The sequence below is a fragment of the Pseudomonas sp. CM25 genome (genome assembly GCF_013179705.1).
GTDB lineage: Bacteria > Pseudomonadota > Gammaproteobacteria > Pseudomonadales > Pseudomonadaceae > Aquipseudomonas.
Genome location: NZ_JABMCW010000192.1, coordinates 1 through 10,619 on the forward strand (window position 1 = coordinate 1; position 10,619 = coordinate 10,619).

General features: G+C 64.4%; 7 protein-coding genes and 2 pseudogenes. 6 read left to right on the forward strand and 3 right to left on the reverse strand.

Annotated elements, in window-relative coordinates:
• From HP546_RS18840 to dacB, 3 genes and pseudogenes are all read left to right on the forward strand, one after another.
• Positions 1-390: pseudogene (locus HP546_RS18840) on the forward strand (hybrid sensor histidine kinase/response regulator); the annotation flags it as partial.
• Between the two features lie 41 nt (positions 391-431).
• Positions 432-776, forward strand: a complete 345-nt coding sequence (locus HP546_RS18845; RefSeq protein ID WP_172228267.1) for a YggL family protein — start codon at positions 432-434, stop codon at positions 774-776.
• Positions 777-976: 200 nt separating this feature from the next.
• The gene (dacB, locus tag HP546_RS18850) at positions 977-2,434 is read left to right on the forward strand and encodes a D-alanyl-D-alanine carboxypeptidase/D-alanyl-D-alanine-endopeptidase (protein WP_172228269.1); all 1,458 of its coding nucleotides are present in this window, start codon (positions 977-979) and stop codon (positions 2,432-2,434) included.
• A 68-nt stretch (positions 2,435-2,502) separates the two neighbouring features.
• Here dacB and HP546_RS18855 read toward each other — a convergent pair whose 3' ends face one another.
• The gene (locus HP546_RS18855) at positions 2,503-4,887 is read right to left on the reverse strand and encodes a GGDEF domain-containing protein (RefSeq protein ID WP_172228280.1); all 2,385 of its coding nucleotides are present in this window, start codon (positions 4,885-4,887) and stop codon (positions 2,503-2,505) included.
• A gap of 94 nt (positions 4,888-4,981) precedes the next feature.
• Entirely contained in the window at positions 4,982-7,174 is a 2,193-nt protein-coding gene (gene rlmKL / locus HP546_RS18860; protein ID WP_172228290.1) for a bifunctional 23S rRNA (guanine(2069)-N(7))-methyltransferase RlmK/23S rRNA (guanine(2445)-N(2))-methyltransferase RlmL, read from the reverse strand.
• 560 nt (positions 7,175-7,734) lie between these two features.
• Between rlmKL and rmf the strand changes: the two genes are divergently transcribed.
• Entirely contained in the window at positions 7,735-7,950 is a 216-nt protein-coding gene (gene rmf / locus HP546_RS18865; RefSeq protein WP_003248687.1) for a ribosome modulation factor, read from the forward strand.
• 97 nt (positions 7,951-8,047) lie between these two features.
• Here the strand turns inward: rmf and HP546_RS18870 are convergent, their stop codons facing one another.
• Complete coding sequence (locus tag HP546_RS18870) at positions 8,048-9,073, reverse strand: quinone-dependent dihydroorotate dehydrogenase (protein WP_172228292.1); 1,026 nt, start codon at positions 9,071-9,073, stop codon at positions 8,048-8,050.
• Between the two features lie 146 nt (positions 9,074-9,219).
• On the opposite strand from HP546_RS18870, the gene HP546_RS18875 reads away from it, so the two are divergent.
• Together HP546_RS18875 and HP546_RS18880 are read left to right on the forward strand one after the other, a co-directional pair.
• A complete protein-coding gene (locus tag HP546_RS18875; protein ID WP_172228294.1) occupies positions 9,220-10,434 on the forward strand; it encodes a CmpA/NrtA family ABC transporter substrate-binding protein in 1,215 nt (404 codons plus the stop codon).
• Positions 10,435-10,445: 11 nt separating this feature from the next.
• Positions 10,446-10,619 (forward strand): annotated as a pseudogene (locus tag HP546_RS18880) (response regulator); the annotation flags it as partial.

Here is a 10,619-nt window from a genome sequence, read left to right on the forward strand (position 1 = left end):
CCGCGCCGGCAGAAAAAACTCAGCCGCACACCCTACAGCCTGGACGGCCTGGCCGCAGTCATCGGGCCTGCGCCAGCCGACCGCCAGCGCTTCCTGCTGGCGTTGCAACAGAGCCTGCAGGCCGACCTGGCCACCTTGATGGCGCTGCACCCGGAGCACGACGGCCCTGCGATTGCCGACCACGCCCACAAAGTGCTCAGCGCCGCGCGCATGCTGGAAGCCCCCCGCCTGATGGCGGCCTGCGATGCCTTGGCGGTCAGTGGCTTGCCCTGCGCCCAGCTGCGCCTGCGTCGCCAGTCTCTGGCGCGGCACATGTGCCGGGTGGAACGCGCACTGGCCAAGGAACTGGCCGCAGCGACCTGCACTCAGGCAGGCAGCGAAGCGCGTTAGCTGGTAGACTGCGCGGCGTTATTACCTAAGAGGATTGTTTCATGGCCACAAACCGCTCCCGTCGTCTGCGCAAGAAGCTGTGTGTCGACGAGTTTCAGGAATTGGGCTTCGAGCTGAACCTGGAATTCAAGGAAGATCTGAATGACCAGGCAATCGATGCTTTCCTCGACGCGTTTCTGGCTGAAGCCATGGACGCCAACGGCCTGGACTATGTAGGCGGTGACGATTTCGGCCTGGTGTGCTCGGTCAAGCGCGGCTCGGTCAGCGAAGAGCAACGCGCTGCCGTTGAAGCCTGGCTCAAAGGTCGCAGCGAACTGACCAAAGTCGAGGTCAGCCCGCTGCTCGACGCCTGGTACCCGGAAAAGCCGATCAACAAGGCTGAGTAATACTCGCCTGGTTCAATCGGTAGAAGGCCACCCTCGCGGTGGCCTTTTTTATGCGCGGTGCTTTTTCAGGAAGGGCGCTTTTCCGTCGAACGTGGCGCATCATCGCTGCGCTTGGGGCATAATGCGTAGGCTTTCGTCGTGGGGCCATCATCTCATACAGCCCCAAGCCCATTCCCCTCGCCGCAGGGTATTTACTCGCTATGATCAAAACGCTTCGTCCCCTGATTCTTGCCGGCCTGCTGCTGCCACTTGCCTTGCCCAGCCAGGCCGCCGCCGTCAATACCACGCTCCCCGCCAAGGTCCAGCAGGCCCTCAAGGCCAACAAGTTGCAAGACACCGCCTTGTCACTGGTGATGCTGCCGCTGGACGGTCCCGGCACCGCGACCGTGTTCAATGCCGATGTTTCAGTGAACCCGGCTTCGACCATGAAACTGGTCACCACCTACGCCGCCCTCGAACTGCTGGGCCCGACCTTCCAGTGGAAAACCGAGTTCTACACCGACGGCACCCTGAGCAACGGCGTACTCAACGGCAACCTGTACCTCAAAGGTGGCGGTGACCCGAAACTGAACATGGAAAAACTGTGGCTGCTGATGCGTGACCTGCGCGCCAACGGCGTGCGCACCATCACCGGTGACCTGGTGCTGGATCGCAGTCATTTCGTGCAACCCAACCTGCCGCAGTTCAACGACGACGGCGGCGATGTTAACAAACCCTTTCTGGTCAAGCCCGACTCGCTGCTGGTCAACCTCAAGGCCCTGCGCTTCGTGGCCCGCAACGATGGCGGCAAAGTCACCATCGCGGTCGAGCCACCGATTGCCAGCATCCGCATCGACAACCAGGTCAAGGCAGTGGCGTCCAGGCAGTGTACCGGTGATGTGCGCTACAACCCGGTACCCCAGGCCGATGGCATCAGCGTGACGGTCAGCGGCCAGCTGGGTGACGGCTGCAATTCGCAGACCTACCTGTCGCTGCTCGACCACTCGACTTACGCTGCCGGTGCCGTCCGCGCAATCTGGAACGAGCTGGGTGGCAGCATCCAGGGTGGTGACCGCGTCGAAAACGTTCCCAAGAGCGCTCGCTTGCTGGCCCGTGCCTTCTCGCCAGACCTGGTGGAAGTGATCCGCGACATCAACAAGTACAGCAACAACACCATGGCCCAGCAGTTGTTCCTCAGCCTGGGCGCGCAGTTCCGCACCGATGCCGATGGCGACGATGCCCGTGCCGCCCAGCGCGTGGTGCGCCAGTGGCTGGCGAAAAAAGGTATCACCGCGCCACACCTGGTGATGGAAAACGGCTCTGGCCTGTCGCGCGCCGAGCGGGTCAGCACCCGGGAAATGGCGGCGATGCTGCAGGCCGCCTGGAAAAGCCCCTACGCGGCAGAATTCATGAGCTCGATGCCACTGGTGGGCATGGACGGCACCATGCGCAAGCGCCTGAAGCGCACCGCCATGACCGGTGAAGGGCATATCAAGACCGGCACGCTGAACACCGTGCGGGCGATTGCCGGCTTCAGCCGTGACAGCAACGGCCATACCTGGGCGGTGGCGGCGATCCTCAACGACCCGAAACCGTGGGGCGCATCGCAAGTGCTGGACCAGGTGCTGCTGGACCTGTATCGCCAGCCGAAGCTGGCCGGCAGCACCGCTGCCAACTGATTGCACGGTTCGTCCCGGCGCTTGCGCGGCTAACGCCGCGAAGCGCCGGGACAGGCAAACCACAACTGTTACGCCGACTCGCCCTCCACCCGGTCCCGCCCGGCCTGCTTGGCCGCATACACCCCGGCATCGGCCCGTAGCAGCAACGCATCGGCGCCCTCCCCCGGCCGCCACCCCGCCACGCCAAAGCTCGCGGTGACCGTGCCCACCCCCTCCACCGACAGATTGCGCAGCCCTTGCCACAACTCCAGCGCCAGCAGCCGTGCCTGCTCGGCATCGCTGCCCGGGCACAGCACCATGAACTCCTCCCCCCCCAACCGGCAGAACACATCGGTACGCCGCAAGCGCTGGCCGATGCGCTGACACAGGCTACGCAGCACCCGGTCGCCCACGGCATGGCCAAAGCGGTCATTGATACGCTTGAAGTGATCGATGTCGAGCATGATCACCGCCAGCGCCAGGCCATCGCGATCAGCCCGTTCCAGCTCCACCTTGAGCCGCTCCTGGAAGTAGCGGCGGTTATGAATGCCGGTCAGCGAGTCGGTAACCGACAGCGCCCGTAACTCCTCCTCCACGCCCTTGAGGTCGGAGATATCGGTGAGATAGCCGTGCCACAGGGTGCAGCCCTGCTCGCCCACCTCCGGTGTGGCCTCGCCACGCACCCAGCGCAGGCCGGCCCGTGGCAGGCAGACGCGGTATTCTTCCCGCCAGGGCGACAGGTGTTCGGCCGAGTACCAGACGGAACGGCGCACACGGTCCAGGTCATCGGGGTGAATACGCTCGAAAACCGGCGTGGCATCTTCGCGCAACTGCTGCAGATCGACTTCGTAGATGTCGTACAGGCCCATGCTCGCGTACGGAAAGCACGAGTGGCCGTCGGCATCCAGCCGATACTGGTAGATACCACCGGGTACCTCGGCACTGAGCTTTTCCAGCAAGCGGTCACGCGCGGCCAGCGCCTCATGCACCCGGCGCCGCTCGGTCACATCGATGCAAATGGCCAGGTAGCCAACCCACAAACCCTGCTCGTCAAGCATGGCGGTGACCAGCATGTTGGCCACCAGCTGGCTGCCATCGGCGCGCAACAAGGTCCATTCGCCGGGTTCGCAGCCCTGCTCCCGAACCGTCTCGGCAAACATGGCTTGGCCGCCGGCAATGGGGCGACCAAAGCGCAGGCTCATGGCCTGCGCACGCAAGCTCAATTCCTCTGGGAGCACCAGGTTTTCAAGGCGCAACTGGCCGATCGCCGCGCTGGCCGGATAGCCGAGCATCTGCTCGGCACCGGCATTGAAGGTAGTGACCACGCCCTTGAGGTTGGTGGCGATGATGGCGACCTGGGTCGCAGCATCCAGCACGCTGCGCAGCTGGTTGTGGGTGCCACGCAGCGACTGCTCGCTGACCCGTAGCTCTGCGGTGCGCTGCTCGACGAGGGCCAGGGCACGCTGCCTCTGGCTGAACAGGCTGTACAGCAGGACACTGAGCAGCAGGCTCAACAGCCCGCCCAGCAGGCTGATTGCCAGCACCGCAGATGAACGATTGGCCTGCACGAACGCCAGGCTCGGTCGAATATTCAACTGGAATTGATGGTCAGCCAGGTGCAGCAGCCGGTTGCTGGCCAATGACAAACGCGCGACCTGGTTCTGCGAGTCGAACAGTACTTCGGGGCCTTGCAGCCCGGTCGGGTCGACAATAGTAACGACCAGATTGTCATCGGCCGCCACCGGCCGGCCATCACTGACCAGCTGCCGCATGCTCAACAAGGCCATCACATAGCCCGCTGCCGCGCCGTGGGGGTTGGCATCGGAAAACACCGGCGCAACCATCAGCAGGGCACGCGCATCCGAGGTGCCATCGAACAGGGCAATTGGCTCGGACACCGCCATGCTGTCCGGTCCTAGGGCACGTGCAAGGGCCGCCTGAGGAACACCTTGCCCGGCCAGGTCCAGACCAGGCGGCAATCCGGGCATTTCAGCCGGCTGGGTATACAGCACCGGGAAGTAATGGTCGCGCAGTGGCGCATCGCGCCACTGGCCTTGCGAGTCCTGGTCACGGATCGCATAGCCCGAGCCGGAATCGGCCAGGCGCTCGAACTCGGCCCGCTGCGCGGCTTCGACCCGCGGCGCCCAGGCATAGGCCAGGGTCCGGTGGAGCAATGGCCGGGCATAACCGTCGAATTCGCGCGGGGTAATTTCGTGGGAGAAGCTGAAGAACCGCCGCAGCCCGGCCAGGCGCTGCTGCTGTTCGTCAAAACGCTCGGCGATACGGCTGAAGCGTTCGCTGGCCAGCAGCTCGAAACGCTGGCGCAACTGCTGCTTGTATAAAGACTGCGCGGCAAGCGCCAGGGCGGCCGTCAACAAAGCGCCCGCTACCAGCGCCACCAGTGCGAGCGCCCAGGCGGACACCGCTTCTGTGCACAGGCCAGATAACCTCGCACGCACGCCATGCTTTGACATACACACATCTCGTCACGTCAGCGTCCTGCGGATTATCTTGCCCTGCCCTCAGTTATAGCTATTGGCCATCAGCCGCGCAATGTACCTCGTCGCCTCAGCGCAATTGCAGGCGCCAGGCCCGGTGGATACGGTTGTTGCGAGCGAAGTCCGGGTCCAGGGTCTGGGCTGTGATTTCCTCGACTGCGTAACGCGCCATCAGGTGCTCGTCCAGCTGGAACTTGCGGAAGTTGTTGGAGAAGTACAGCACGCCGCCCGGCTCCAGGCGGGCCATGGCCAGGTCCAGCAGTTGCACGTGGTCGCGCTGCACGTCGAACACGCCTTCCATACGCTTGGAGTTGGAGAAGGTTGGCGGGTCGATGAAGATCAGGTCGTAGCTGTCGCGGTTGCCTTCCAGCCAGGCCATCACATCGCTCTGCTCCAGGCGATTGCGCTCGGAGAAGCCATTGAGCGCCAGGTTGCGCCGCGCCCAGTCCAGGTAGGTTTTCGACAAGTCCACGCTGGTGGTGCTGCGCGCCCCGCCCTTGGCCGCATGCACGGTAGCCGTCGCGGTGTAGCAGAACAGGTTGAGGAAGCGCTTGCCGGCGGCTTCACGCTGGATGCGCATGCGCATCGGCCGGTGGTCGAGGAACAGCCCGGTGTCGAGGTAATCGGTGAGGTTGACCAGCAGCTTGACGCCACCTTCGCTCACTTCCTGGAAGCGGCCTTCAGTCGCCTGGCGCTCGTACTGGCGCGTACCGCTCTGCCGTTCGCGGCGCTTGAGCACCACACGCTGCGGCGAAATGCCCAGCGCTTGCGGGATGGCCGCCAGCGCATCGAGCAAGCGCGCCTGGGCCTTTTCCGGGTCGATCGAACGTGGCGCGGCGTATTCCTGCACGTGCACCCAGTCATGGTACAGGTCGACTGCCAGGGCGTACTCCGGCATGTCGGCATCATACAGGCGGTAGCAGTCGACCTGCTCGCGACGGGCCCACTTGCCCAGTTGCTTGAGGTTTTTCTGCAGGCGGTTGGCGAACATCTGCGCGCCTTCCGACAAACGCGCCGGCTCGCTGGCCACAGCGGCCTGCTGGCGAGGTTCGCTGCCTTCAGGTTGGGCCTCGCGGCGCTCGCCGGTGACGAACTGGTCGGGCTGCACCTTGAACAGCAGCAGCTTGCACGGCAAGGCGCCGTTCCAGAACGCGTATTGCTTGTGGCTGCGAATGCCCATGCGCTTGCCCAGCTGAGGCGCGCCGGTGAACACCGCGGCCTCCCAGCCCATGCATGCCTGACGCAGGCGCTCGCCAAGGTTCTGGTAGAGATACAGCAGGCTGGCTTCGTCACCCAGGCGCTCGCCGTACGGTGGGTTGCTGATGACCAGACCTTTCTGGTTCTGGTCCGGGCGCGGCTCGAAGCTGCTGACTTCGCCCTGGTAGATTTTCACCCAGTCGCCCAGCCCGGCACGCTCGACGTTGTTGCGACCCGGCTGGATCAGCCGCGGATCGGCTTCGTAGCCACGGATCCACAGCGGCGGCCGGGCCAAGCCGGCCTGCGCCCGCGCCTGCGCCTCGTCATGCACCTTGCGCCACAGCGCTGGCACGTGACCAAGCCAGGCACTGAAGCCCCAGCGTTCACGCTTGAGGTTGGGGGCGATGTCGGCGGCGATCATCGCCGCTTCGACCAGGAAGGTACCCACGCCGCACATCGGGTCGGCCAGCGCGCCACCTTCGGCGGCGATACGTGGCCAGCCAGCACGGATCAGCACCGCCGCTGCCAGGTTTTCCTTCAGTGGCGCAGCACCTTGCTGCAGGCGGTAGCCACGCTGGTGCAGGCTGTGCCCCGACAGGTCGAGGGAGAGAATCGCCTCGCCACGGTCCAGGCGCAGGTGTACGCGCACGTCCGGGTCGATCTTTTCAACCGATGGGCGCAGGCCTTCGCGGTTGCGCAGCTTGTCGACTATGGCATCCTTGACCTTCAGCGCGCCGAAGTGGGTGTTGTCGATGCCCGAGCCGTGGCCGCTGAATTCCACCGCCAGGGTGCCGTCAGCCGCCAGGTGGTCGGCCCAGTCCAGCGCATTGACGCCATCGTAGAGGTCGTCGGCGTTCTTCATGGAGAAGCGCTTGAGCACCAGCAGCACGCGGTTGGCCAGGCGTGACCAGACGCACAGACGGTAGGCGGTTTCCATGTCGGCTTCGCCGCGAATGGCCGAGGTGTGCTCACGCACCTCCTCCAGGCCGAGGCTCCGGGCCTCTTCGGCGAGCAGGCCTTCCAGGCCTTTGGGGCAAGTGAGATAAAGTTCGAAACGGTCCGACATGAGTAATCCAGCGCCTTTGGGCTATTTGACTGACGGGGCGACGCATCGCCCCGCGATGTTTGCCCGCATGCCTTCCAGCAGGCGTGCGGGTGGCCTTTGCTGCACGCAAGCGTGCCTTGCAAGGCCGGGCCGCCTGACCGATCTGCGCTTGGCCCAGTGGCAAAGACAGCTTAGATCATCAGGCAGTATTAAAAATTCTGGCGATTACCGGGCCCATGTGACCCTTCGTCGCATTTCAAATTATTTCTGTCACACGCCAACTGCGCTGGCGAAATGACGTCAATGATCGGCAAACCCCGATCATAGCGGGCTCAACGCCAAACAAGGTTGAGTCGCATTTATTTACTTATCTCCTCACCCTCGGAAAGGTTACGTCCTTATGACAAATCGATCATTCACAGGGTGACTCGCATTCGTTAGAACTGGTCTCAGGCCGCTTCGCAACGAGGCGGCACCTTCAGCTCGCCACGCCGGCAGCGAGCGCAAACCGGCAGAAAGACTCTGCCCGGCCTCGGAGAGGCCGACGGGACATTACAGTCAACAAGTGAGGGCAACACCCTATGAGAAGACTTAAGCGTGATCCGTTGGAAAGAGCATATTCACGTGGCTACCAATACGGGGTCACCGGCAAATCCCGCGAACTTTGCCCCTTCAATCTTCCTTCTGTTCGCCAAGCCTGGATCAACGGCTGGCGTGAAGGTCGCGGTGATAACTGGGACGGAATGACTGGCACCGCTGGCATCCATAGACTCAACGAAAATCACGCCGTTGGCTGATCGAGGACACTGAATTCGAGTTACCATGCGCGCCCCATCCGGGCGGCGGGCTACGGCCCAGGGGCCCCTTGATGGGGCCCTTTTTCATGCCTGCCGTTCAGGCCTTCGGTAGCGCCGCAATGGCATCCACCGACTCGCGAATCAGCGACGGCCCCTTGTAGATGAAGCCCGAGTAGATCTGCACCAGGCTCGCCCCGGCAGCGATTTTCTCGGCGGCATGGCGGCCTTCGGTAATACCGCCGGCAGCGATGATCGGCAACTTGCCGCCCAGCTCACCCGCCAGCACCTTGACGATGTGCGTGCTCTTCTCCAGCACTGGCGCGCCCGACAGGCCGCCCGCCTCGCCACCATACGGCAGCGCTTCGACACCTTCACGGCCCAGCGTGGTGTTGGTGGCAATCACCCCGTCCATGCCCGATTCCATCAGTGCGGCGGCCACCAGGGCGGTTTCTTCATCGCTCATGTCAGGGGCAATCTTGATCGCCAGCGGCACGCGCTTGCCATGGCTGACGGCCAGCTGCTCGCGGCGCTCGGCCAGGGCATCGAGCAACTGCTTGAGCGAGTCGCCGAACTGCAGGCTGCGCAGGCCGGGGGTGTTGGGCGAACTGACATTGACCGTGACATAGCTGGCGGCGCTATACACTTTGTCCAGGCAGATCAGGTAGTCATCGACGGCGCGCTCCACCGGGGTATCGAAGTTCTTGCCGATGTTGATGCCCAGTACACCGCTGTAGCGCGAAGCACGCACGCGGCCGAGCAGGTGATCGACCCCCAGGTTGTTGAAGCCCATGCGGTTGATGATGGCCGTCGCTTCCGGCAGGCGGAACAGCCGCGGCTTGGGGTTGCCCGGCTGTGGCCGCGGGGTGACCGTGCCGATTTCGACAAAGCCGAAGCCCAGCTGGGCGAACCCGTCGATGGCCGCGCCGTTCTTGTCCAGGCCTGCCGCCAGGCCCACCGGGTTGGCGAAGTTCAAGCCCATGACCGTGACCGGCAATGCCGCAGGCTGCTTGCACAGCACACCGTTGAGGCCAAGACGGCCACCGGCGCCGATCAGGTCCAGGGACAGGTCGTGGGAGGTTTCCGGGGAAAGCTTGAACAGCAGCTGGCGGGCCAGGGTATACATGGGCGGGCAAGGCTCAGGGTGAGTGAGGGGGCGATTATAGCCAGCGAGGGGCTGGCAGGACAGTAAATCATGGCCTGCCTTGCAAGCCCTGGCACATGCGTTGCACCTGCAAGGCCACAGCCTTCTCAGTACGGGCGAGGAACCTTGTGAATACTGTACCCCGAGCAACCCCGCTGGCCTGGGCCAACGGCAGTGACACGCCGGAGAAACCCAGCCTGAACATCGGCTACATGGCCCTGACCGACTGCGCCTCGGTGGTGGTGGCCGCCACCCAGGGCTTCGCCCAGCAATACGGCCTTACCCTCAACCTCAGGCGCCAGGGCTCCTGGGCCGGGCTGCGCGACAAGCTGGTCAGTGGCGAACTGGACGCCGCGCACTGCCTGTACGGCCTGGTCTATGCCGTACACCTGGGCATCGGCGGCGCACCGGCCAGCGACATGGCGGTGCTCATGGGGCTGAACCAGAACGCACAGGCCATCAACCTGTCGCCTGCCCTGCAGCGCAAGGGCGTGACCAGTCCTGAAGCATTGGCGCAGCGGGTGCACCAACAGGGCGCGCGCCTGACCTTTGCCCAGACATTCCCCACTGGCACCCACGCCATGTGGCTGTATTACTGGCTGGCCAGCCAAGGCATTCACCCGCTGCACGATGTCGACAGCGTGGTGGTACCGCCAGCGCAGATGGCCGCGCACATCGAGGCCGGCCGCATCGACGGCTTTTGCGTCGGCGAACCTTGGGCTGCCGATGCAGTCGCCCGGGGCCAGGGTTTCACCCTGGCCACCAGCCAGTCGATCTGGCCGGACCACCCGGAAAAGGTTCTGGCCTGTGCCCGCGGCTTCGCCGAGCGCTACCCCAATAGCGCGCGCGCACTGATCAAGGCGGTACTTGCTGCCAGCCGGTTCATCGAGCAGAGCCCGGAAAACCGCCGCAGCACCGCACAACTGCTCAGCGGCAGCGCCTACCTGGACACCCCCGTGGAAAGCATCGAAGCCCGCCTGCTCGGCCACTACCAGGATGGCCTGGGCAACCACTGGCAAGACCCGCATGCGTTGCGCCTGTTCGACCATGGCCGGGCCAACCTGCCATACCTGTCCGACGGCATGTGGTTCATGACCCAGTTCCGCCGCTGGGGCCTGCTGCGCGAAGACCCCGACTACCTTGGCGTGGCCCGTCAGGTACAGCAACTGGCGCTGTACCGCGAGGCCGCGCAAAGCCTGGGCGTGGCCTGCCCTTCGCAGGTACTGCGCAGCAGCCTGCTGATCGACGGCACCCGCTGGGACGGCAGCGACCCCCACGGCTATGCCCGCAGCTTCAGCCTGCACGCACTGGGCGACCTGCCCGATGCGCGCGCCGGTGTATGAGGGGGACGACCATGTTGCGCATCCTGCTGATCGACGACACCACAAGCAAGCTCGGCCGCCTCAAGGCGGCGCTGAGCGAGGCCGGGTTCGAGGTTACCGAAGCCCCAGGCCTGACCATCGACCTGCCCGCCTGCGTCGCAACGGTGCGCCCCGACGTGGTGCTGATCGACACTGACTCCCCGGAC

Bases quoted from the DNA above. Each gene is read 5' to 3' on its own strand.
- rlmKL (WP_172228290.1), bottom strand. From the start codon at position 7,174: ATGTCGGACCGTTTCGAACTTTATCTCACTTGCCCCAAAGGCCTGGAA.
- rmf (WP_003248687.1), top strand. From the start codon at position 7,735: ATGAGAAGACTTAAGCGTGATCCGTTGGAAAGAGCATATTCACGTGGC.
- HP546_RS18855 (WP_172228280.1), bottom strand. From the start codon at position 4,887: ATGTCAAAGCATGGCGTGCGTGCGAGGTTATCTGGCCTGTGCACAGAA.
- HP546_RS18870 (WP_172228292.1), bottom strand. From the start codon at position 9,073: ATGTATACCCTGGCCCGCCAGCTGCTGTTCAAGCTTTCCCCGGAAACC.
- dacB (WP_172228269.1), top strand. From the start codon at position 977: ATGATCAAAACGCTTCGTCCCCTGATTCTTGCCGGCCTGCTGCTGCCA.
- HP546_RS18845 (WP_172228267.1), top strand. From the start codon at position 432: ATGGCCACAAACCGCTCCCGTCGTCTGCGCAAGAAGCTGTGTGTCGAC.